The sequence below is a fragment of the Pseudomonas sp. NPDC086566 genome (assembly GCF_050280885.1).
In the GTDB taxonomy this organism is placed as follows: domain Bacteria; phylum Pseudomonadota; class Gammaproteobacteria; order Pseudomonadales; family Pseudomonadaceae; genus Aquipseudomonas; species Aquipseudomonas vlassakiae.
On sequence record NZ_JBNNWD010000008.1, the window covers coordinates 108,287 to 131,143 of the forward strand.

Annotated in this window: 25 protein-coding genes; 20 read left to right on the forward strand and 5 right to left on the reverse strand. The window is 61.1% G+C overall.

Annotated features, from left to right (window positions below; genetic code table 11):
- The first annotated feature begins 167 nt into the window (after window positions 1-167).
- The 5 genes from ACQKPS_RS19370 (at window position 168) to dddP (ending at window position 6,355) form a co-directional block, all read left to right on the forward strand.
- Complete coding sequence (locus ACQKPS_RS19370) at window positions 168-1,505, forward strand: MFS transporter (protein WP_427605375.1); 1,338 nt, start codon at window positions 168-170, stop codon at window positions 1,503-1,505.
- A 177-nt stretch (window positions 1,506-1,682) separates the two neighbouring features.
- Window positions 1,683-2,828 (forward strand): quaternary amine ABC transporter ATP-binding protein, encoded by a 1,146-nt coding sequence (locus ACQKPS_RS19375; RefSeq protein WP_427605376.1) that lies wholly within the window; start codon window positions 1,683-1,685, stop codon window positions 2,826-2,828.
- Between the two features lie 67 nt (window positions 2,829-2,895).
- A complete protein-coding gene (gene proW, locus ACQKPS_RS19380) occupies window positions 2,896-3,849 on the forward strand; it encodes a glycine betaine/L-proline ABC transporter permease ProW (protein WP_427605377.1) in 954 nt (317 codons plus the stop codon).
- Between the two features lie 36 nt (window positions 3,850-3,885).
- A complete protein-coding gene (proX, locus tag ACQKPS_RS19385; RefSeq protein ID WP_427605378.1) occupies window positions 3,886-4,914 on the forward strand; it encodes a glycine betaine/L-proline ABC transporter substrate-binding protein ProX in 1,029 nt (342 codons plus the stop codon).
- A gap of 97 nt (window positions 4,915-5,011) precedes the next feature.
- Window positions 5,012-6,355: a dimethylsulfonioproprionate lyase DddP gene (gene dddP, locus ACQKPS_RS19390; RefSeq protein WP_427605379.1), complete on the forward strand. Its 1,344-nt coding sequence runs from the start codon at window positions 5,012-5,014 to the stop codon at window positions 6,353-6,355.
- Window positions 6,356-6,450: 95 nt separating this feature from the next.
- Here the strand turns inward: dddP and ACQKPS_RS19395 are convergent, their stop codons facing one another.
- Entirely contained in the window at window positions 6,451-7,371 is a 921-nt protein-coding gene (locus ACQKPS_RS19395) for a LysR substrate-binding domain-containing protein (RefSeq protein WP_427605380.1), read from the reverse strand.
- Window positions 7,372-7,504: 133 nt separating this feature from the next.
- Entirely contained in the window at window positions 7,505-7,789 is a 285-nt protein-coding gene (locus ACQKPS_RS19400) for a DUF6555 family protein (protein WP_254480165.1), read from the reverse strand.
- A 259-nt stretch (window positions 7,790-8,048) separates the two neighbouring features.
- Here ACQKPS_RS19400 and ACQKPS_RS19405 point away from each other — a divergent pair, with 259 nt between their 5' ends.
- Window positions 8,049-8,513, forward strand: a complete 465-nt coding sequence (locus ACQKPS_RS19405) for a hemerythrin domain-containing protein (RefSeq protein WP_254480166.1) — start codon at window positions 8,049-8,051, stop codon at window positions 8,511-8,513.
- 104 nt (window positions 8,514-8,617) lie between these two features.
- A complete protein-coding gene (locus ACQKPS_RS19410; protein WP_176506730.1) occupies window positions 8,618-8,863 on the forward strand; it encodes a hypothetical protein in 246 nt (81 codons plus the stop codon).
- 36 nt (window positions 8,864-8,899) lie between these two features.
- On the opposite strand, the gene ACQKPS_RS19415 is transcribed toward ACQKPS_RS19410, so the two are convergent.
- Entirely contained in the window at window positions 8,900-9,196 is a 297-nt protein-coding gene (locus tag ACQKPS_RS19415; protein WP_176506731.1) for a hypothetical protein, read from the reverse strand.
- Between the two features lie 220 nt (window positions 9,197-9,416).
- On the opposite strand from ACQKPS_RS19415, the gene ACQKPS_RS19420 reads away from it, so the two are divergent.
- Complete coding sequence (locus ACQKPS_RS19420; protein ID WP_313203269.1) at window positions 9,417-10,541, forward strand: mechanosensitive ion channel family protein; 1,125 nt, start codon at window positions 9,417-9,419, stop codon at window positions 10,539-10,541.
- Between the two features lie 88 nt (window positions 10,542-10,629).
- Window positions 10,630-10,977 (forward strand): hypothetical protein, encoded by a 348-nt coding sequence (locus tag ACQKPS_RS19425; protein ID WP_254480168.1) that lies wholly within the window; start codon window positions 10,630-10,632, stop codon window positions 10,975-10,977.
- 64 nt (window positions 10,978-11,041) lie between these two features.
- Here the strand turns inward: ACQKPS_RS19425 and ACQKPS_RS19430 are convergent, their stop codons facing one another.
- Window positions 11,042-11,995: a GlxA family transcriptional regulator gene (locus tag ACQKPS_RS19430; RefSeq protein WP_054887759.1), complete on the reverse strand. Its 954-nt coding sequence runs from the start codon at window positions 11,993-11,995 to the stop codon at window positions 11,042-11,044.
- Between the two features lie 104 nt (window positions 11,996-12,099).
- Here ACQKPS_RS19430 and ACQKPS_RS19435 point away from each other — a divergent pair, with 104 nt between their 5' ends.
- On the forward strand, window positions 12,100-12,897 hold the full coding sequence (locus ACQKPS_RS19435) for an SDR family NAD(P)-dependent oxidoreductase (RefSeq protein ID WP_283722888.1): 798 nt from the start codon (window positions 12,100-12,102) through the stop codon (window positions 12,895-12,897).
- Window positions 12,898-13,051: 154 nt separating this feature from the next.
- A complete protein-coding gene (locus ACQKPS_RS19440) occupies window positions 13,052-14,059 on the forward strand; it encodes a zinc-binding alcohol dehydrogenase family protein (RefSeq protein WP_427605381.1) in 1,008 nt (335 codons plus the stop codon).
- A gap of 44 nt (window positions 14,060-14,103) precedes the next feature.
- Here ACQKPS_RS19440 and ACQKPS_RS19445 read toward each other — a convergent pair whose 3' ends face one another.
- Entirely contained in the window at window positions 14,104-14,280 is a 177-nt protein-coding gene (locus ACQKPS_RS19445; RefSeq protein ID WP_427605382.1) for a hypothetical protein, read from the reverse strand.
- 98 nt (window positions 14,281-14,378) lie between these two features.
- On the opposite strand from ACQKPS_RS19445, the gene ACQKPS_RS19450 reads away from it, so the two are divergent.
- The 9 genes from ACQKPS_RS19450 to ACQKPS_RS19490 all read left to right on the forward strand — a co-directional run bounded on the left by ACQKPS_RS19450 (window position 14,379) and on the right by ACQKPS_RS19490 (window position 22,857).
- Window positions 14,379-15,788: a circularly permuted type 2 ATP-grasp protein gene (locus ACQKPS_RS19450; protein ID WP_427605383.1), complete on the forward strand. Its 1,410-nt coding sequence runs from the start codon at window positions 14,379-14,381 to the stop codon at window positions 15,786-15,788.
- 3 nt (window positions 15,789-15,791) lie between these two features.
- Window positions 15,792-16,739 (forward strand): alpha-E domain-containing protein, encoded by a 948-nt coding sequence (locus ACQKPS_RS19455; protein WP_427605384.1) that lies wholly within the window; start codon window positions 15,792-15,794, stop codon window positions 16,737-16,739.
- Complete coding sequence (locus tag ACQKPS_RS19460) at window positions 16,736-17,515, forward strand: transglutaminase family protein (protein WP_254480173.1); 780 nt, start codon at window positions 16,736-16,738, stop codon at window positions 17,513-17,515. Before ACQKPS_RS19455 ends, ACQKPS_RS19460 begins: the two co-directional genes overlap by 4 nt.
- 39 nt (window positions 17,516-17,554) lie before the next feature.
- A complete protein-coding gene (locus ACQKPS_RS19465) occupies window positions 17,555-18,277 on the forward strand; it encodes a peptidase (protein WP_427605385.1) in 723 nt (240 codons plus the stop codon).
- A gap of 114 nt (window positions 18,278-18,391) precedes the next feature.
- Entirely contained in the window at window positions 18,392-18,814 is a 423-nt protein-coding gene (locus ACQKPS_RS19470; protein ID WP_254480175.1) for a nuclear transport factor 2 family protein, read from the forward strand.
- Window positions 18,811-19,563, forward strand: a complete 753-nt coding sequence (locus ACQKPS_RS19475; RefSeq protein ID WP_427605386.1) for an SDR family NAD(P)-dependent oxidoreductase — start codon at window positions 18,811-18,813, stop codon at window positions 19,561-19,563. Before ACQKPS_RS19470 ends, ACQKPS_RS19475 begins: the two co-directional genes overlap by 4 nt.
- A gap of 3 nt (window positions 19,564-19,566) precedes the next feature.
- Window positions 19,567-20,814, forward strand: a complete 1,248-nt coding sequence (locus tag ACQKPS_RS19480) for an NAD(P)/FAD-dependent oxidoreductase (RefSeq protein ID WP_427605387.1) — start codon at window positions 19,567-19,569, stop codon at window positions 20,812-20,814.
- Entirely contained in the window at window positions 20,811-21,623 is an 813-nt protein-coding gene (locus tag ACQKPS_RS19485) for a DUF1365 domain-containing protein (protein ID WP_283722894.1), read from the forward strand. Before ACQKPS_RS19480 ends, ACQKPS_RS19485 begins: the two co-directional genes overlap by 4 nt.
- Window positions 21,598-22,857 carry a class I SAM-dependent methyltransferase gene (locus ACQKPS_RS19490; protein WP_427605388.1) on the forward strand — a complete coding sequence of 420 codons (1,260 nt, stop codon included), beginning with the start codon at window positions 21,598-21,600 and terminating at the stop codon, window positions 22,855-22,857. Before ACQKPS_RS19485 ends, ACQKPS_RS19490 begins: the two co-directional genes overlap by 26 nt.

Sequence of the window (22,857 nt, forward strand, 5' to 3'; positions counted from 1 at the left end):
GCTCAGGTGAACAAGGCATTCAAATTCGACCGCTGAGTCGAATGCACACAAGCGCTAGAGAAAACTGCTAAACGCCGGCTGAAGCAGCCCGCGCTCAAATCATCCAACGATAAAAACAATGCGGAGATGTATTTGTGTCCAACCACGTAACACAGCCTGAGAAGGCCATGTCCGATAAACAGCGTAAGTTCATCATCAAGCTGACCACCCTGATTTCGGGCGGCATGCTGATCGATGGCTTCATCCTCGGCGCCATCGGCATCGTCATGCCGGCGATTACCAATGATCTGGAGCTCTCGCTCACGTGGCAGGGTTTGATTGGGGCCTCCGCCCTCATCGGCATCTTCCTCGGTGGCCCTCTGGGCGGCTACTTGGCCGACAAGATAGGCCGCAAGCCCATGTTTACCATTGACCTTGCCATTTTTCTGGTGGGGTCGGTCTTGCAATTTTTCGTCACAGAGGCGTGGCAGCTTTTCGCCGTCCGCCTGCTGATGGGAGTTGCCATTGGCGCCGACTACGCCATCGGCTGGCCACTGCTGGCAGAGTTCGCACCCGCGCGTCTGCGTGGCAAGCTCCTCTGCGTTCAAGAGGTGGGTTGGTATGTGGGCTATCTCGCTTCCTATGCCATCGGTTGGGCCCTTACGATCTCCGACACTGCTAACTGGAACGTCATCCTCGGACTAAGCACCATCCCGACCGTGATCGTTCTGCTCGCTCGTCTGGGCACCCCAGAGTCACCGCGTTGGCTGATGAGCAAAGGGCGAACAGCAGAGGCCCTCGCGCTTGCCGATGAATACATGTCGCCCGATGAGCGAGCTGACTTGGGAGCGAAGTACGAAGGCAAGAAGCTCGGGTTTGCCAGTCTGTTCTCTGCGGACTACGCCAAGGCAACGATATTCGTCTCGGTATTCTGGATCTGCCTCGTGACCCCCTACTTTGCCATCGGTACTTTCGTACCCACCGTGCTGGAGCACCTGGGTCTCGAAGACGGTCTTACCGGAGGCCTGGCTATCAACGCGATCGCAGTGGGTGGCACCCTGATTGCGGTGGCGCTGATCGAAAAAGTGGGACGCCGCAAATTGGCGATCCCGCCTTTCGCCATCGCCACAGTCGCCTTGTTCATCGTCGCGTTCTTCTGGAACGTGTCGCCGATGGTCACGGTTGTGTGCTTCCTGACCTTCTCTCTGGCAAATGCTGTTTCCACAACCCTCACTGGCGTCTATCCGGGTGAAGTATTCCCGACTGAGATTCGTGGTGTAGGGGTTGGTTTCGCTACGGCTGCTTCACGCGTTGGCGCAGCGGCAGGCACCTTCCTGCTCCCGATCAGCATGCAAACCTACGGAGTCACGACTACGGTGCTGATCGCCGGCGGCGTCAGTCTCTTCGGTTTGATCGTCACTTACTTTCTCGCACCCGAGACCAAGGGCAAGCTGCTCAGCGAAACGTCTGCGCCAGGTGCGAAACGTGATAACCCCACGTTATGCGTTATGGCCGATAAATGTTGATGGTCGTTGAGGCCGGATACGCATAAATTCTAGGAAAGCCCATCTGGGGCAACAAGAATAAAAAACCCAGGAAGCCGCCATGCCTAAGCCACCCCTTTGGTACTGCCTCCCCCCACCTATACGCCCTTCGATTGCCGAAGCCACCGTATCCCCTAAAAAGATATTAGGAGGGAAGTCATGACCAATACCGACGAAATTCTTTCGATCAAACATATCTATAAGGTGTTCGGATCGCATCCGGCTGAAGCCATGCAGATGGTTGAGGCCGGGTTCAGCAAGAAAGAAATCTTCGAGAATACAGGCCAAGTTATCGGCGTATTTGACGCCACCTTTTCAGTCAAGCGTGGCGAAATCTTCGTCATTATGGGCCTGTCAGGGTCTGGCAAATCGACAATGGTTCGGCTGTTCAATCGTCTGATTGAGCCTACCGCCGGAAAAATTTATCTGAACGGTCGAGAAATTACCGGCCTGACTGATAAAGCGCTCTTGGATGTACGCCGTAAAGAAATGGGCATGGTGTTCCAGTCCTTTGCCTTGATGCCTCACATGAGTGTTCTTGAAAACACCGCCTTCGGATTGGAGATCGCGGGTGTAAACGAGTCGGAGCGCCACAGACGTGCCAAGGAGGCACTCCAGCAGGTTGGACTGTCCGGACAAGAGCACAGTTACCCCCACCAGCTTTCCGGCGGCATGCAACAGCGTGTCGGCTTAGCCAGGGCGCTGGCTAACGATCCAACCATTCTATTGATGGACGAAGCCTTTTCAGCGCTTGATCCGCTCATTCGCAGTGAGATGCAGGGTGAACTGATCAAATTGCAGGCTGAGCAGAAGCGTACGATCATCTTCATTTCTCATGATATCGAAGAGGCCATTCGCATCGGGCATCGTATCGCAATCATGGAAGGTGGCCGGGTTGTACAAATCGGCACGCCCCAGGAACTTATCAGCCAGCCAGCCAACGACTACGTGAGAACGTTCTTCAAAGGCTTTGATAGTTCCAAGATCCTCAAAGCGGGTGACTTGGCCCGCCTTGACCCTGACTCCACGTGCCACGTAGAAGCGCCCAAGTCATTCAAACCGGGGATCGGCTTTGGGTACTTGTTGAATGATCAAGGCCAGCTGGTTAGCGTTGTAGACGCTGACACGTCAACTACTCACTATTCCCAGCATGAACAGCAGCCCGTGTACCTGGATACCCCTCTGCATGAGGTACTGAGTATTGCGGCGGCATTACCCTACCCTGTGCCGGTTCTGGATCGAAATGGATTCTTGAAGGGAACGCTTTCAAAAAATCAGCTCCTGCAGACGTTGGGCAGCCACTGAATCAACTGATCAAAAATGTAAGTTCGCAATGGCTACAACTGCGAAATGCGTTATGAGGATTGTCGAAATGTCTGACTTCAGTTTTCTGGATCCCTTCCAGACCACCGTTATCCCGCTTGGCGATTGGGTCACCAGTACGCTGAACTTCCTTGTGCACAACTTCAGGGACTTTTTCAGGGCTGTTCGGTGGCCAATCGACCATGTGCTGAACAGCATTGAATGGTGCCTTCAGAGCATTCCTCCCACCCTCGGCATTCTCCTGTCCAGCCTGCTTGGCTGGCAACTGGCAGGACAGCGGATGGCTTTGCTTTGCTTTGTCACGCTGACCTTACTAGGGCTCATCGGCGTTTGGTCGGAATCCATGACGACCCTGGCCCTGGTGCTGACTTCAGTATTTTTCTGTGCCGTTATTGGCATTCCGCTTGGGATACTGTGTGCCCGAAGCGACCGGCTTGAGCGTGTAGTCAGACCAGTGCTTGACGCCATGCAAACCTTGCCAGCGTTCGTTTATCTGGTCCCTGTGGTCATGCTGTTCGGCATCGGTAACGTTCCTGGGGTTCTGGTCACCATCGTATTCGCCCTGCCTCCACTGGTGCGCCTGACCAACCTGGGTATTCGCCAGGTTCCCGACGACAAGATCGAAGCAGCCCGCGCGTTCGGCTGCACGCCCCGGCAAATGCTGGTTCGCGTGCAATTGCCATTGGCCACTTCCACCATCATGGCCGGGCTCAATCAGACATTGATGCTGTCCCTTTCGATGGTAGTAATCGCATCGATGATTTCTGTGGGTGGTCTAGGGCAAATGGTACTTAGAGGGATTGGTCGCCTCGACATGGGCCTGGCCACGGTGGGCGGCGTTGGCCTGGTATTGCTGGCCATTTTCCTGGACCGCCTTACCCAAGCCATGGGCGCGCGTACCCATTCAGATCCCAGCCTGAAATGGTATCAAACGGGCCCGATCGGCGTTGTACTTGGCGTTTTTGGCAAACGGAAATCGACGGCACATCATAAAACTGCCTGAGCGTTCAAAACCTACAGTCTCGGTTAAGGAGTCATAATGTTCACAATTACTGTTCCCCGCCGCGTTCTGCAATTGGCAACTGCGCTTTTCTTCGGCGCTGCCGCCATCAGCGCCAATGCCGCCGCCACTTCTCCCGGCAACGGCGTGAGCGTCACGCCTATTTTCCCATCGATTGCTGAAGAGCGCTTTCGAGGCGAGATCGCCATGCAAGGCTTACGCGAACTCGGCTATCAAATACAAACGCCCAAAGAAACAGACTACGGCGTCATGATGATGGCGCTCGCCAACGGCGATGCTGATTTCACTGTGCATCTTTGGGACAAGTTGCACGATAAGTTTTACACGCAAGCCGGGGGCGACGATGTGATGGTCAAGACTGGCCACATCATGCCGGGTGTTCTGCAAGGCTATCTCATCGACAAAAAGACGGCACAAGCGCACAACATCAAATACATCACCGACCTGAAGAAACCCGAGATTGCACAGCTGTTCGACGCTGACGGCGATGGAAAGGCAGACCTGACCGGCTGTAACCCAGGCTGGGGTTGTGAACTGATCATTGACCACCAAATGAAGGCATACGGGCTTGAAAAAACTGTCCATGTCAACCAAGGCTCCTATTTTGCACTGATGGCCGACACCATTGCTCGGTACAAAGAAGGGAAGCCGATCCTCTACTTCACTTGGGTACCGCAATGGATCGCGAATGTGCTCGTGGAGGATAAAGATGTTGTATGGCTGGAAGTTCCCAACACTGACCTTCCTGGCGGGAACAATGATGTTGACACCACCTACAATGGCAAAAACCTCGGGTTTGCTGTAGACAGCGTGCGCGCGGTACTGAACAAAGACTTTGCTGAAAAAAATCCCGCTGCACTCAAGTTCTTGTCTGTCATGACCATCAGCACCGCAGATGAAAGTGCCCAGAACATGAAAATGCAGCAAGGCGAGAAAAGTCCTGAGGCCATCCGTGGTCATGCCACCCAGTGGATAGCTGCACATCGGCAGCAGTTTGACGAATGGCTCCAGGCTGCCCGCGCCGCCGCCACACAAGCCAACAAGTAGTGCACACCTGAAGGCAGCCTGGCTGCCTTCAGTTTCCGCTACGCCCACAACCCTTGATCGTTCACGTGCGAACCACGCGCATTGCTTGGAGATGGTGATGTCGGCACCCTTTTCGATTTCCCCTGATAACAGACGCATTGACCCTGCCCGGCAGCGGGCCGCAGCACTGAAGGCAGACGGCTCTGTCGACGATAACGACCGGACTGAGATCGGCCCCACCCCTCTGGCTTTTGCCGAATGGCGTGCGCTGGGCCTGGAAGCGCCAAATCTGCCAAGGATGCGTGAGTACCGACTACAGCGCATTCGTGAACAACTTGTCGCGCGTGACCTGGGCGGGATATTGCTGTTCGACCCACTCAATATCCGTTATGCCACCGACACTACAAACATGCAGCTGTGGACGACCCACAACCCGGCGCGTGCCTGTTTCATCGCAGCAAGTGGCCATGTCGTGCTCTGGGATTTCCATGGCTGTGATCACCTCAGCGCTCATCTGCCGCTGGTGAGCGAACTTCGCAGCGGGGCTTCTTTCTTCTACTTTGAAACAGGCGATCGCACGGATGAGCATGCCCGACGATTTGCACTGCAGCTCGACGACATCCTGCGTCAGCATGCAGGATCGAACCGCCGCCTCGCAGTAGACCGGATTGAATTGGCTGGCGTCCGGGCATTGGACGCGTTGGGGATACAGCTGTTCAGCGGCCAGGAAGTCACTGAATTCGCTCGGGTGATCAAGGGCCCCGATGAAATCAAAGCCATGCGCTGCGCAGTGGCCGCTTGCGAAGCCGCCGTAGCGGAAATGCATCAGGCAATGCGCGCAGGGATGACAGAGAACGATATCTGGGCCGTGCTGCATGCCGGCAATATACGTCGCGGAGGTGAATGGATCGAAACTCGGATTCTAAGCTCTGGGCCGCGCACCAACCCGTGGTTCCAGGAGTCGGGGCCGCGAGTATTGAGCGATGGTGACTTGCTGTCTTTCGACACAGACCTGATCGGCGTGTATGGCATGTGTGTCGACATGTCACGTAGCTGGATCTGCGGAGGTTTGCCACCCACCGCTGAGCAGAAACGGTTGTATCGAATCGCCTACGATCACATCACGCAAAACATCGAGATGATCAAGCCGGGTGTCAAATTCACCGAACTCACTGCCAACGGTCACCGACTCCCTGAGTCTTGCCGAGCGCAACGTTACGGCGTCATGTTCCATGGCGTCGGGCTTTGTGACGAATATCCGTGCATTCGGTATCCCGAAGACCTGGAGTCCTATGGCTACGAAGGCGTGCTGGAACCGGGCATGGCCCTTTGTGTGGAGGCCTATATCGGCGAGGTGGGTGGACGCGATGGTATCAAGTTGGAGAACCAGTTGTTGGTCACAGAGACCGGCTATGAACTCTTGACGCGTTACCCTTTCGACAACAGCTTTCTTCGCGACTAACCCTGCCGCTCTGCGCTGGCTCTGTGACGACGTATCGCAGAGCCTTGCCCGAGGTGGAATCAAGGTCATCACGTTCTACAGACCGCAGCTTGCGGCTAGCTGCGTAACCACTCCACAAGACCGAGGATCGTTTTCGTAGCATCGCGCCCCTGCGGCACGACCAGGTAGTAAGCTTCCCTGGGCTTTATCACGAAATCCGTCAATCGCACCAACTCGCCCGATGCCAACAGATGATCGAGCATCCGCCCCCAGCCCAAGGCAACCCCATGCCCGTGAAGTGCTGCCTGGATCGTGTCCGTGTATAGCTGGCAGTGCAGGCGATAATGAAGCTTGGGTGGGTTCACGCCCAACGCGCGGAACCAGGTTGGCCATGTCATCCATCCCTCGGTGGTGGCCTCCGCATCGAGCAGATCAGCACTGTAGAGCTGCTCCACCGTCGACGGCACTGAATGTCGCGCAAGCCAGGCCGGAGAGCACACCGGAAAAACCTCTTCATCAAACAGATGCAGGGCGCTGCCGTCTGCCCACTTGCCGTTGCCATAACGCACCATCAAGTCAACGTCATGGCTGCGCAGATCACCGGTAAACATTTGCGTGGCGAGGCGCAAGCGTAAATGAGGCATGGCATCCTGAAGGCTGTTTAGACGAGGCATAACCCTCAGGTGCGAAAAAGTCGCTGTGGTACTGAGCACCAACTGCTGCTCATCACGCCCCTCGGAGAGGCGGACAAACACCGCCGCAACCTTCTGCAGCGATTCAGACATCACGGCGAACAATGTCTGCCCCTCACTGGTCATCCGCACGCCTCGATGTAGGCGATGAAAGAGCTGAACGCCGATGTTCTCTTCAAGAATCTTGATCTGTTTGCTCACTGCAGCCTGGGTCACACCTAACTCCCGGGCTGCCAGGGTGATGCTGCTGTTACGGGCAACCGCTTCGAACTCCAGAAGCGCGGTCATGGACGGAATGATCCGCCGGTACCCGTTGTGAAGGGTGTCTTTTTCTACTGTTTTCATCCAACGTCCCAAGTGTTGCGGCGCTCTGGCCAGCGCCACAACAAACATTGGCAGAAAACGGGTGCAGTGAACAGCGCTGGTACGGGCCTGCCTTAGCCCATCTGCGCGGCGTCTACGGCCAGTGCACAGACGGTCAAGAGGTGGACGAGAATTTCTTGACGTCCACTGGCGGAGCGACAAACTCCGGGCCCTCCCCGGCAGCTCGCCATTTCACATTGGAAATGCCATAGCGCTCTGCCATGGGCCGGCTGACCTTCTTGATCTTGTGCTGGCCGAAACGAGGAATGATGCCGACCCCGGCATCACAGCTCGCCCAATGCCACGCTTCGGCGTTATCCATCTTGTCCAGGCGGATGATAAATGTGCGGTATTCACTCCTGAGCGCATACTCGATCACGAAAAGTTGCTGACCTGCCATCGGACTCTCCTTTTACGATTCACGATCTAGGAGCAACGCGTGCAAGAAAAGATTCAGTGAAAGTGCACGACCGGATACGTCGCACATTACAGGGGCCGATACTTGCCGACCGCGTCACACCCTGGGTCGAAGTGCGGCGTTATTGGCGATGCCTGCCCCGTCCCGCCAGTGCGCTGATCAATTGCATTGAACCCCGCCGCTTGTGGCCCACTCCATCGAAGGCAACCGTGATTTTTCCCAGCCCCTGAAGAGGTGTCCCATGAATGCAATCGAACTGCTGATCCAGGACCATCAACTGGTGAAGAAACTGCTCGAGGAACTGTCCTCGACCACCGAACGTGCGGTGAAGAAACGCGCCGAGCTGCTGGAACGCATCAAGCAGGAAGTCACCATCCATACGGCCCTGGAAGAAGAGATCCTGTACCCGGCGATCAAGCAGGCTGGTGGCAAGGAAGAGGCCAAGATGTATTACGAGGCCAAGGAGGAACACCGCACGGTCGACTCGCTGGTGCTTCCCGACCTGCTGGAGACCGAGACCGGTACCGTGGAATTTGCCGGCCGGGTCAAAGTGATGAAAGAGCTGCTGGAACACCACATCGAAGAAGAAGAGAGCGAGTTGTTCCCCACCGCTCGCAAGCTGCTCGGCAAGCAGCAACTGGAAGACATGGGCCAGGCCATGGAGGCCCAGAAGAAACTGCTCAAGGGCGAACAGCGCGCTGCCTGACTGTCCCCAGCGCGCCCGCCCGGGCGCGCTGACCCAGGCTTACCGGGTGGCAACTCAGCGCTGGGGCAATCTACATCGAAACGCAATCACTCGGATATCGCAGGATGAATGACTGGATCGACTTTCTCGAATGGCCCGCCATGGCCCTCACCGTACTGGCCGCCTGGTGCATCGGCTCACGGCGCCCGGGCCGACGCAAGCTCGGCTTCTGCTGCTTCATCGCCAGCAATGTGCTGTGGGCGGTGTGGGGGTGGCAGGCACAGGCCTGGGCGTTGATCATCCTTCAGGTCTGCCTGTGCGTGATGAACCTGCGGGGCTGGAAAAAGAACACGGCGATGCAGACTGGCTGAACGCCAGGCGCCATCGCCGGGCCTTCAGCCACACGCTCATCGGCCTGCCGTTTCGGCGCTTACGACCTTGTCCTCGCTCGCTAGACGCCGGGCATAGCCAACGCCCCAAACCAGCGCCCGGCTCATGGTTTCCCCGGGGCGCTGATGATAGACCCGTTCACGCAGCACCGATCCGTCTGCCCGATAGACACCGATGAACAACTGGGTAGCACCTGTGCGTGACAAACGAGACTGCACTTCAATGCAAACCCCGTTGTCGAGCGCTTCCTCATGGGTCTGGTGGTGCAAGATCGGGTCGCACCACTGCCGATAGGTTTCGCCTCGTCTTTTCATCTGCCTGTCCTCTGTACGGTTGTCAGCGGTAGATCACCTGCCCTGCGCCAACACTCCAAATCAAATGCCAGTGTCGGACGGCCGGCCAGATGCACTCATTCCAGCCCCGACGCCTGGAATTTGCTGAAAGAGAAAAATCCGATCGACCTGTGGCGCCTGTTGGGCGTCCCAACAAAAGGACATTGGCTAATCAATCGGGCAAACCAGAGGTGAAGCTCACATGAACGAACGCATCATCGCTTTTTTCACCGACACCACCGTATTTGGTATTTCCATCCTCAACCTGCTGCTGGCACTGACCGTGGCCATCCTGACCTTCCTGGTCTCCCGCGCCGCGATCAGTTTTCTGCTACACCGGGTGAGGCGCTGGTCCGAGCATGACGGCGCGTTGAGCCAGGTGCTTGCCAAGGTGCTGTCAGGCACCAGCAATTTCCTCCTGTTCCTGGCCTCGCTGCTGGTGGGCCTGGGCATGCTCGACCTGCCCGAGCGCTGGCTGACGCGGGTCGGCAGCCTGTGGTTCGTGGTCGCTGCATTGCAGATCGGCCTTTGGGCCAACCGCGCCATCGGCCTCGGCCTGGGGCACTACTTCGCCCGCCACCGCGCCGCTGGCCTGAACCAGGGCAGTGCACTGGCCACGCTGTCGGCCTGGGGCGCGCGGGTGCTGCTGTGGTCGGTGGTGCTGCTGGCCATGCTGTCCAATCTGGGCGTGAACATCACTGCGTTCGTCGCCAGCCTGGGTGTGGGAGGCATCGCGGTGGCGCTCGCCGTGCAGAACATTCTCGGCGACCTGTTCGCTTCGTTGTCGATCGCCGTGGACAAGCCCTTCGAGGTCGGCGACTTCATCGTCATCGGGCCGCTGGCCGGGACGGTCGAGCACGTCGGCCTGAAGACCACACGCATCCGCAGCCTCGGCGGCGAGCAGATCGTCATGGCCAACGCCAGCATGATCAGCAGCACCATCCAGAACTACAAGCGCCTGCAGGAGCGACGCATCGTGTTCGAGTTCGGCCTGTCCTACGACACGCCCACCGAAGCGGTAAAGAAAGCGCCAGGTATTGTCGAAGAGGCCATCAAGGCCCAGGAACAGGTGCGTTTCGACCGCGCGCACCTGCGCGGTTTCGGCAAGGAGGCGCTGGAATTCGAATGCGTGTACATCGTCAAGGACCCTGGCTACAACCTGTACATGGACATACAGCAGGCCATCAACTTCAGGCTGCTCGAACGCTTCTCGAAAATCGGCGCCAAGTTCGCAGTCCCGGTGCGGGCGATCAAGGTCACCGCGTTGCCACACGAGGCCGACGTGCAGGGCCAGGGGCGCGACAGCCTCGGTATCAGAGGGGCCTGACTGCGTGGCCTCCGCTCGTCGGCGCCATCGCACAGGTTGCCCCGCGGGCAGGCCCAACCAGAGGTAAACCCCTTAATGGAGACAGACCATGAAGATCATCAAGCCTCATTCGTTGTTACTGGCGCTGTGTCTTGGCGCCAGCGCCCCGCTTGTGCTGGCGGCGACTGATCTGAACGACCAACGCGCCCCAGGTACGCAAACCCAGGACAGCGGCCACATGAATGGCAACGGCGGGGCCACCGGCTCCGGAACGCCTGGGGATGGCATGGGCACCGGCTCTGGGGGTACCGATAGCAATGGCACGGACAATACCGGGGGTGACGGCACTACCAACGGCTCAGGTACCGGCAGCGGAACTGGCGGCGGTAACGGCAGTGGCGGCTCGGGTGCTGGCGGCTCAGGTGGTGCATCAGGTGGCGGTAGCTCCGGCGGTTGATGCAGTCTCAACAAGCCGGGCTAGCGAGCGGCAGGCGCCCGTCAGCCCGCTGAGCCCATGCCGGTCATGACGCGGTCACAACCCGCCTGGCGTCCCTGCGCACGGCTTGCGGGGGGACGCCATAGCCGCGCATGAAGGCTTCGCGCATGTGCCGCCGATCCCTGAAGCCGGCCTCCTTGGCCACCACGTCCAGGCTGTGCCTGCTCTGCTCGATCAGCAGCCTGGCCGCTTCAAGCCGCAAGCTCTCCACCGCCTTGGCCGGTGACTGGCCGGTCTCGGCAGTGAATACGCGGGTGAATTGCCGGGGGCTCAAATGCACGGCTTCGGCGAGTTCCTCGACACTCAACGGCCGACTCAGGTGCTTGCGCGCGTAATCCAGGGCGCTCTGAATCCGATCCGACTTTGGCGAAAGGGTCAGCAGCTCGGAATGTTGCGATTGCCCACCCGAGCGGCGTTGATGCATCACCAGCTTGCGTGCCACGGACCTGGCCATGTCGGTCCCCAGGTCCTTTTCCACCATGCCAAGCGCCATATCCAGGGCAGCGGTCATGCCGGCAGAGGTCCAGATCTGCCCATCGACGATAAAGATCCGATCATCTTCCACCTCGATTTTCGGATGCAGCTCACGCAACTTTTTTGCATAGGCCCAGTGCGTCGTGGCGCGCCGGTTATCCAGCACGCCCGCCTGGGCCAGGATGAAACACCCGGTACACAGGCCAGCGGTACGTCGAGCGCCGTCGACGAAGCCTCGCACGCTAGCCAGCACTTGCTCACTCGGCGGCGTCAGCGGGGTCAAGGTCCCGGTGATCATCCAGGTATCGGCCAGGCCAGGCGCGCCCAGCGGCAGCGTGTCCATGTACATGCCCAGGGAAGAGCGCACCGTGCCGCCCTCGATGGAAAAGTTCTGGATCTTGTAAACCGCTTCACCCGCGACGATGTTCGCGAACTCGAAGACCGACTGCGTCGCCAGCGACATGATCTGGAACCCTTCGGTGATGAGGTAGCCGACCCGGTGCATGATTAGCGCTCCTTGTTCAATGTCCTGAAACCGTACCATATACGTCGTTCAAGACAAAAGCGAGCTGCTCCATCATGGCGCCACACCCAACCAGGAGCACGACCATGACTCAGCCATTCAAAGGCACCGCCCTCATCACTGGCGCATCCACCGGCATCGGTTCCATCTACGCGGAACGTCTGGCACGCCGAGGTTACGACCTGGTGCTGGTCGCCCGTAACCGCGAACGCCTCAACACGCTGGCCAGCCGGCTCACCACGCAAACCCAACAGAACGTAGAGGTGTTCCCGGCAGACCTGGGCAACGCCGACGACCTGGCCAGGGTGGAACGCAAACTGCGTGAAGACGCCAGCATCAGCCTGCTGGTGAACAACGCGGGCATCGGCACTCACACCAGCCTGCTGGAAAGCGATGTCGAGCGCATGGCCGACATGATCAGCCTCAACGTCACCGCGCTCACCCGCCTCACGTATGCGGCCGTTCCAGGGTTCGTGGCGCGCAAGCAAGGCGCCGTCATCAACATCTCGTCGATCGTCAGCCTGGCGCCGGAGCTGCTCAATGGCGTGTACGGTGCCAGCAAGGCCTATGTCACCGCCTTCACCCAGTCGCTGCACAAGGAGCTTGCGGACCAGGGCATCAAGGTCCAGGCAGTCCTGCCCGGGGCCACGGCGACCGACTTCTGGCAGATCGGCGGTTTGCCGGTCGAGAACCTGGATCCCGCCATCGTCATGTCGGCCCAGGACCTGGTGGACGGCGCCTTGCAGGACTTCGACGACAATGTGCTGATTTCCATCCCGTCGATGCATGACCTGCAACCGTTCGAGCGCTATGAAGCCAGCCGCAAGGCCCTGCTCGGTCAGCTGTCCAACAACCAGCTGGCTCCCCGCTACAACGCCAGGTGATCCCGTTCAGCGGGTGAAGCGAGCCAGCCCGGTCGTGGCTGCTTCACCCGATTTTCATCCCAAGCGATAAAGTCTTACTCCATTCAGGCTGTGTCTTGAATGAATCGAAACGAATAGCCTGCACGCCCTTTTCAAACCATTGGAGGTAGCGCCCATGAAAGCCGTCGTTTATAACCAGCCCGGTTTGCCTATCCAGGACCCGCAATCGCTCTACGACGCGGAACTCCCCGCACCCAAGCCGGGCGCCCGGGATCTGCTGGTGGAGGTCAAGGCGATTGCCGTAAACCCTGTCGACACGAAAATCCGCGCGAGCCGTGGCGGTGAGCTGCAGCAGGTTCTGGGCTGGGATGCGGTTGGTGTCGTCCGCGAGACCGGCGCTGAAGTGACGTTGTTCCAACCGGGCGATGAGGTGTTCTATGCCGGCGCCATCGATCGCCCCGGCAGCTACAGCGAGCTGCATGTCGTCGATGAGCGCATCGTCGGGCACAAACCGCGCAGCCTGGACAACGCAAGCGCCGCTGCCTTGCCGCTGACCTCCATCACCGCCTGGGAATTGCTGTTCGACCGCCTGGCTATCGAAGAGAACGCGGGCAAGGGCCAGCGTCTGCTGGTTATCGGCGCTGCCGGTGGTGTCGGTTCGATCCTGGTGCAGCTGGCCAGCAAGCTCACGCAACTGACCGTCATCGGCACCGCCTCACGGCCTGAAACCCAAGCGTGGGTGAAGGAACTGGGCGCCCATCACGTCATCGACCATTCCCAGTCGATCCCGCTCCAGCTCGAAGCGCTCAAGCTCAATCCGGTCGACTATGTGGTCAGCCTGACGCACACCGATACCTACCTTACCCAGTTGGTCGAAGTGCTGCGGCCGCAAGGCAAGCTCGCCCTGATCGACGACCCCGCGCAGCTGGATGTGATGCCGCTCAAACGCAAGTCGCTTTCGTTGCACTGGGAGCTCATGTTCACGCGTTCGCTGTACAAGACCGAGGACATGATCAAGCAGCACCAGCTGCTTGAGCGCGTTGCGCAGCTGGTTGACCAGGGGGCAATCAAAACCACCCTCGGCGAACATTTCGGTACGATCAGCGCCGCGAGCCTCAAGCGCGCCCATGGCCTGATTGAAAGCGGTAAAGCCAAAGGCAAGATCGTGCTGGAAGGGTTCTGACCCGCTACGCACAAAGCCAGAGGTGGAGGCTGTGGCGGGCGCGCTCAGCCCTCCATCGGCGCGCCAGCACCCACTTGGGTCAAAACCACCAGCGCGATGCTCAGTGCGCCTTTTTGATGCACGCCGGGCAGCAGCCCCGGTGCCAGCCAGTCACCACGGCGCACCACGCCGCCCTTGGCTTGCGCAGCAAAACCCCACCGCTTCAATGCCTTAGCGCTCACCCACGCCCATTCGAACGCTGCGCCGTACTTTCGGCACCTTCATTGCAATGGCCTTTTGCATGCACAACGTACTGCCAGCAAGGTAGCAAGGAGTGGCTATGTCCCGGGCTTTTTTCAATGAAATGTACGAAGCGAACGGCAGTTGCCGCCCGCATTACCAGGAGTTCGCCCGCTGGTTGGCCAATACCCCGCTGGAGCTGCTGGAGCAACGCCGGCGGGAGGCCGACCTGCTGTTTCACCGCGCGGGCATCACCTTTACCCTGTACGGCGACAAGCAGGACACCGAGCGCCTGATCCCCTTCGACATCATCCCGCGCAGCATCCGCGCCAGCGAATGGCGCATGGTCGAGCGCGGCTGTATCCAGCGGGTACAGGCATTGAACCTGTTCCTCCAGGACATCTACCACGACCAGCGTATCCTCAAGGCCGGGATCATCCCGCCCGAGCAGGTACTGGCCAACGAGGGCTACCAGATCGCCATGCAGGGCCTGGACCTGCACCGTGGGCTCTATGCACACATCGCCGGCGTCGACCTGGTGCGCGACGGGGATGGCAGCTACTTCGTGCTGGAAGACAACCTGCGCACCCCGAGCGGGGTCAGCTACATGCTCGAAGACCGCAAGATGATGATGCGGCTGTTCCCCGAACTGTTCGCCGCCCAGCGCGTCGCCCCGATCGACCACTACCCCAACCTGCTGCTGGACACGCTCAAGAGCGCCAGCCCGCTGGACAACCCTACCGCCGTGCTGCTCACCCCGGGCCGCTTCAACAGCGCCTATTTCGAGCATGCCTTCCTGGCGCGGGAAATGGGCATCGAACTGGTCGAAGGTGCCGACCTGTTCATCCGTGACGAGCATGTCTACATGCGCACCACCGCAGGGCCGCAGCAGGTGGACGTGATCTACCGCCGCCTGGACGACGACTACCTCGACCCACTGACGTTCAACCCCGACTCGATGCTGGGCGTGCCGGGGCTGACCTCGGTATACCGCGGCGGCAATGTGGTGCTGGCCAACGCCGTGGGTACCGGCGTTGCCGACGACAAGTCGATCTACCCCTACGTCGCCGACATGATCCGCTTCTACCTGAGCGAGGAGCCGATCCTCAACAACGTTCCCACCTGGCAATGCCGCCGGTCGGCGGACCTGTCACATGTCCTGGCCCACCTGCCCGACCTGGTGGTCAAGGAAACCCAGGGCTCCGGTGGCTACGGCATGCTGGTCGGGCCGGCCTCGACCAGCGCCCAGATCGAGGACTTCCGCGCCCGCATCAAGGCCCGCCCGCATGCCTACATCGCCCAACCCACGCTGTGCCTGTCCACCTGCCCGACCTTCGTCGACAGCGGCATCGCCCCGCGCCACATCGACTTGCGCCCATTCGTGCTGTCTGGCAGTGAAACCCGCCTGGTTCCGGGTGGCCTGACCCGCGTGGCGCTGCAGGAGGGCTCGCTGGTGGTCAACTCGTCGCAGGGCGGCGGTACCAAGGACACCTGGGTGGTGGAGGACTGAACCATGCTTTCGAGAACCGCTGCCGACCTGTACTGGATGTCCCGTTACCTGGAGCGTGCAGAAAACCTCGCGCGCATGCTCGAGGTCAGTTATTCGCTGTCACTGATGCCCCAGGCCGGGCGCAGCGACGGCCACGCCGAGCTGGCCATGTCACTGCTGGCCGCCGGCATGCTGGACGACTACCGCCGCCACAGCGAACTCGACAGCGAGCGCATGCTGCATTTCTTCGCCCTCGACGCGACCAACCCCAGCAGCATCTATTGCTGCCTGCAGGCGGCCAGGACCAATGCCCATGCAGTACGTGGCCGCATCACCGCCGATATGTGGGAGAACATCAACGCAGCCTGGCTGGAAATGCGCAACATCGCCAGCAACGGCCTGGGGCGGTATGGCATCAGCCAGTTCTGCGACTGGGTCAAGGAGCGCTCGCACCTGTTCCGCGGGGCGACTTCAGGAACCATCATGCGTAACGACGCCTACAGTTTCATTCGCTTGGGGACCTTCCTGGAACGGGCGGACAACACCCTGCGCCTGCTCGATGCACGCTACGAAATGTTCGGCGAGGCCTCTGAAGAGGTCAGCGACGACTCTGCCCGCGGCTATTACCAGTGGAGTGCCTTGCTGCGTGCGCTGACCTCGTACGAGGCCTTCAACGAGCTCTATCGCGCCGCGCCCAGCGCCCGGCCAGTGTCGGAGCTACTGTTGCTGCGGGTGGATGTACCGCGCTCGTTGCATGCGTGCATCGAGGAACTGGACCAGATCCTCGCCAGCCTGCCGGGCAGCACCGGGCGCGCAGCCCAGCGCATGGCCGCCGAACTCAATGCACGCCTGCGTTACACCGCGATCGACGAAATCCTCGAAGCGGGCCTGCACCCATGGCTGAGTGACTTCATCAGGCGTATCAACCAACTGGGCCAGGCGGTCCATCACTCCTACCTGGAGGTCGTATGAAACTGTCCATTCGCCACGACACCACCTACAGCTACGCCAGCGACGTCTGCAACAGCATCCAGTTCCTGCGCCTGACCCCGCGCAGCAGCGAACGCCAGCGTATCGATGAATGGCAACTGGACCTGCCCTGCAAGGTGAAGGGCCAGATCGACCCTTACGGCAACATCCTGCATGTACTGACCCTGGACAAACCCCATGGTCACCTCGCCCTGACCGCCAGTGGCCAGGTGGAGATCGACCCAAGCCGCGAGCAGGAGCACGAAAGCCAGTCGCCCCTGCCGTTCCTGCGTGGCAGCCACCTGACCCAGGCCGATGACACGCTCAAGACCTTCGCCCGCCAGCACTGCGGCAAACACCGCGACCGGGCAGCGCTGATCGGGCTCATGCACGGCTTGGCCGAGCACATGCCGTACCGCCCGGGCAGCACTTCGGTGGGCACCACCGCCATCGAGGCGTTCAGCGGCGCTGCCGGCGTCTGCCAGGACCACACCCACGCCTTCCTCGCCTGCGCACGCAGCCTGGGTATCCCGGCGCGCTACGTCTCGGGCTACCTGTGCACCGAGGACGAACAGCACCTGGCCAGCCACGCCTGGGCCGAAGCCTGGGTCGACGATGCCTGGTACAGCTTCGATATCACCAACCGCCTGACCCGGCCTGAGCGTCACCTCAAGCTGGCGGTGGGCCTGGACTACCTCGATGCCTGCCCGGTCAGGGGCGTGCGCCGCGGTGGCGGGGCCGAATCGATGCAAGCCAGCGTCCATGTGCACCGCCAGTAACTGGCGCTGCACCCATGCCTTGAAAACAAAGGAAACCGCATGACCTACTGTGTCGCCATGCACCTGGCGGACGGCCTCGTCTTCATCAGCGACTCACGGACCAACGCCGGCATCGATCAGATCTCGACCTTTGCCAAGTTGTTCGTGTTCAGCGTGCCGGGCGAGCGCCTGATCGTGCTGCAGACCGCCGGCAACCTGGCAACCTCACAATCGGTGGTGAACCTGCTCCGGCAACGCACCCAAGGCAGCGGCCCGCACCTGCTGAACGTGGCCACGCTGTACGATGCCACGGTGCTGGTCGCCGACACGCTGCGCGAAGTGGTCGGCCGTGACCGCAGCAAGTTGACCGCCGGCATCGACCTGAGCAGTTCGTTCGTCGTCGGCGGCCAGATTGCCGGTGGCCCCATGGCCATCTACAACGTCTACGCACAGGGCAACTTCTTCCAGGCCACCGCTGATACGCCGTTCCTGCAACTGGGCGAAAGCAAGTACGGCAGGCCGATTCTCGACCGCAACCTGAGCTACCACACGCCCCTTGATGAAGCCCTGCGCTGCGGCCTGATCTCGTTCGACTCGACCATTCGCAGCAACCTGTCGGTGGGCCTGCCACTGGACCTGCTGGTCTACCGCAAGGACAACCTGGAAACCCACTCGCGCCATCGCATCGCCAGCGACGACGCCTACTACCAGGAGATTCGCCGGCAGTGGATCGATGGCCTGAAACAGCTCCTGGCCGAGCTGCCAGAGCCACCGTATGGCTGAAGGCAAGGCACATGGCGCGCGATAAAATTGTACAAAGATATTCGGCTGTATAGATTTTTCCGCGCATCTGCACTATACCTTGTACAGTAAATTAATTTTGTACAGGTATTGTGCATGTCCGACTACCTGCAGCATTTCAGCGAACGCTTTGCCACGCTGGGCCCAGGCAATCTTGACCTTCTAGGCGACTTGTACAGCGAGGATGTGAATTTCCGCGATCCGCTGCATCACATCAGTGGGCTCTCGGCCTTGCGTGGCTATTTCGCACAGCTCTATGCCAATGTTTCCGAGGTCCGCTACAGCTTCGAAGGGCTCGATGAGCCAGCGCCGGGGCACGGCTACATCCGCTGGGTCTTGCACTACCGTCATCCGCGCCTGGCCGGCGGCCAGCCGATCAGCCTGCAAGGCTGTAGCCACCTGCGCTGGCGTGGTCGGGTGTACTTTCATCAGGACTACTTCGACGCTGGCGCCTTGCTCTATGAACATGTTCCGGTCCTGGGCGGCGCGGTTCGCTGGCTCAAGGGCAGGTTGGCATGAGCCGCTGCTGGTTGACCGGTGCCAGCAGCGGCATTGGCGCGGAACTGGCGCAGCGCCTGCTGGAGCAAGGCCACCAGGTAGCGCTTGGGGCGCGGCAAGCTGAGCGGTTGGCAGGCCTGGCCGCACAATTTGCCGGCCAGGTGCTGTTGGCCGTCGGCGATGTCGACCAGCCAGAACAGGTGGCACGCATCGCCGCGCAGATCGAACAGGCCTGGGGTTCGCTGGACCTGGTGATCCTCAATGCCGGCACCTGCGAATACCTCGAGCCGGGGCAATTCGACCCGGCGCTGGTCGAGCGGGTCATGCGCACCAACCTGATCGGCACCAGCCATTGCCTGGCGGCCGCCCTGCCCCTGCTGCGCCGCAGCCAACGCCCACATCTGGTGGTCATCGGCAGCTCGGTCAGCTGGTTGGCATTGCCGCGGGCCGGTGCCTATGGGGCGTCCAAGGCAGCGCTACGCTACCTGGTCGAATCCCTGCGCCTGGACCTGTCCCGCGAGAACATTGATGTCACCCTGGTCAACCCCGGCTTTGTCGATACACCGCTGACCCGCCGCAACGACTTCCCGATGCCCCAGCTGTGGAGTGCCGAGCGCGCCGCCAGGCACATTGTCACGCGCCTGCCCCGGCGCCCGCTGGAGATCACCTTCCCCGCCACCTTCACCCTGTTGCTGCGCCTGCTCGGCGCATTGCCGGCACGCTGGCGCCTGAAGCTGGGCCAGCGCCTGGCGCGACAACCCGAGGACTGACCCATGCGCATCGCCATCATCGGCAGCGGTATCGCTGGCCTCACCTGCGCCCACTTGTTGTCACGCCGGCATGCCGTCACCGTTTTCGAAGCGGCCGACCGGGTGGGCGGGCACACCCATACCGTCGATGTGCAGTGGCGCGGCCAGCAGTATGCGGTGGACACAGGCTTCATTGTCTTCAACGACTGGACCTACCCGCAGTTCATCCGCCTGCTGCAACACCTGGGCGTCGGCTCACGGGTGACCGAAATGAGTTTTTCGGTGCACGACCCGCGTACCGGCTTCGAGTACAACGGGCACGACCTGCTCAGCCTGTTCGCGCAACGGCGCAACCTGCTGTCGCCAGGCTTCTGGGGCATGTTGCGCGATGTGCTGCGTTTCAACCGCCAGGCCCTGGCCGACCTGGACCAGCAGCGTATCGATGGCGCGACCACCTTGGGCAGCTACTTGCGCGATAACCGCTACGGCGAACGCTTCATCGAGCATTACATCGTGCCCATGGGCTCGGCCATCTGGTCGATGTCGCGGGCCGACATGCTGCACTTCCCCTTGCAGTTCTTCGTGCGCTTCTGCCGTAACCATGGACTGCTGTCGGTCAACCAGCGCCCGCAGTGGCGGGTGATCGAGGGCGGTTCCCGCAGCTACCTGGCGCCGCTGTGCCAGCCTTTTGCCAAGCACATTCGCCTCAACTGCCCGGTACAACGGGTGAGCCGCGATGATCAGGGTGTGAACGTGACCTGGGCCTCTGGCAGCGAACGCTTCGACAAGGTGGTCTTCGCCTGCCACAGCGACCAGGCGCTGGCGCTGCTGGACGCCCCCAGCGAACAGGAACAGGCGATCCTGGGTGCCATCCGCTACGCCAGCAACGACGTGGTGCTGCACACCGACACCCGCCTGCTGCCGCGCCGGCGCAGGGCCTGGGCCAGCTGGAACTACCGCCTGGGTGGCAGCGAACAGGCACCCGCTGCACTTACCTACGACATGAACATCCTGCAGGGCATCGATGCGCCGGTGACGTTCTGCGTCAGCCTCAACCAGACAGCGCTGATAGACCCGGCACAGATACTCGCCCGCTTCGAGTACGCACATCCCCAGTACAGCCTCGCCGCCGTAGCCGCCCAGGCCCGGCAGGGCGAACTGCAGGGCCCGCTGCACAGCTATTTCTGCGGTGCCTATTGGGCCAACGGCTTTCACGAAGACGGCGTGCTCAGTGCACTGAACGTCGCCGGGCACTTTGGAGAGCAGCTGTGAACAGCAGCCTGTGCCACGGCTGGCTCAGCCACCGGCGCCTGGCTCCCAGGCCGCACGCGTTCCGCTATCGCATCGGCCTGTTCTACCTGGACCTCGACGAACTGCCGCGCCTGCTGAGCCTCTCCCGTTGGCTCGGGCGTTCGCGCCTGGCGCCGTTGTGCTGGCGCGAAACCGACTACCTGCCGGCACTGACTCGCCAGGGCAAGCCCTTGGGCGAGGCCGTGCGCCTGCTGGTCGGCCAGGCCACCGGGCAAGCGCCCGAAGGCGCCGTGCACCTGCTGACGCAACCGCGCTGCTGGGGGCTGTCGTTCAACCCGGTGAGCATCTACTTCTGCCACGACCGCCAAGGGCAGGTCACCAGCGTTCTGCTGGAGGTACGCAACACACCCTGGCGTGAGCGCTTCCACTATGTGCTGCCAGTGCAGGGCGACCTGGCCCGGCCCTTTACCGTGGCCAAGGCCTTCCATGTCTCGCCGTTCATGCCCATGGACATGGACTATCGGCTGCGCTTCGCCGTCGATGGGCAACGCGTGCGCGTGCACATGGAAAACTGGCAAGCCGGGCAGCTGGTGTTCGCCGCGGACCTCGCCGTGCAGCGCCAGCCGCTCGAACGCGCCAGCCTGCAGCGGCACCTGCTGGCCTTTCCCTGGATGAGCCTGCGCACCGTCACCGGTATCTATTGGCAAGCCCTGCGCCTGCTGCTCAAACGCTCCCCTGTCTACGACCACACCGCCAGCCAGCACGACCTGTCGCTTGGCCAAGCCATACACGAGGACCCCGATCATGCCCGACCCGACCCTGAGCGTTAGCAAATCAGCCAGCATCGCGCCGCTGTTCGGCGGGCTGGCAAGGCGTGCGGTACTGGCCCAGCTGCGCAACCTGAGCCGTGGCCATCTGCGCCTGATCAGCCAGGGCCGGCAATGGACCTTCGGTGACGTCGCCAGCCCGCTCTATGCGGAAGTGGAGATTGTCGACGACGCAGCCTGGGGCCTGGTGGCCGGCAATGGCTCGATCGGCGCTGGCGAAGGCTACATCCACGGCTACTGGCGCAGCCCGGACCTGGCCGCAGTGACCCGCCTGTTCGTCGCCAACCTCGAGGTGCTGGACGCCATGGAAGGCGGCCTGGCCCGCCTGGCCCGCCCGGCCCTGCGCCTGATGCACCACTTCAACCGCAACAACCGGCGCGGCGCGCGGCGCAACATCCTGGCCCACTACGACCTCGGCAATGCGCTGTTCGAACGGCTGCTCGATCCGACCATGATGTATTCCGCTGCGCAGTTCGACAGCGCTGAACAAACCCTGGAACAGGCGCAGTCGAACAAGCTCCGGCAGATCTGCCAGAAGCTCGAACTCAAGCCCGGCGAGCACCTGCTGGAAATCGGCAGCGGCTGGGGTAGCCTGGCCATCCACGCGGCCTTGCAGCACGGTTGCCGGGTGACCACCACGACCCTCTCCGCCGCGCAATACGCTCATACCCTGCAGCGGGTCAAGGCGCTGGGCCTGGATCGGCAAGTCACCGTGCTGCACGAAGACTACCGCGACCTGCGCGGGCGCTTCGACAAGCTGGTGTCCATCGAGATGATCGAGGCAGTCGGCCACCGTTACCTGCCCACCTATTTTCGCCAATGCGCCACCCTGCTCAAGGACGACGGCCTGATGCTGCTACAGGCCATCACCATCCGCGATCAACGCTACGCCCAGGCCTGTCGTTCGGTGGACTTCATCCAGCGCTACATCTTCCCCGGTGGCGCCCTGCCCTCGCTGAGCGTCCTGCTCGACACCGCCAGCCGCCAGACGGAGCTGAACCTGGTGCATCTGGAGGATTTCGGCCTGGACTATGCGCGCACCCTGCGCCATTGGCGCGACAACTTGCGCCATTCACGCGCGGAACTGGCCAGGCTCGGTTATGACGACACCTTCCAGCGCCTGTGGGAGTTCTACCTGTGCTATTGCCAGGGCGGCTTCGAGGAACGGACCATCGGCGTCGCCCAGTTGTTGTGGGCCGGCCCCCAGGCGCGGCGGGCACCGCTACCGGATGCCTGA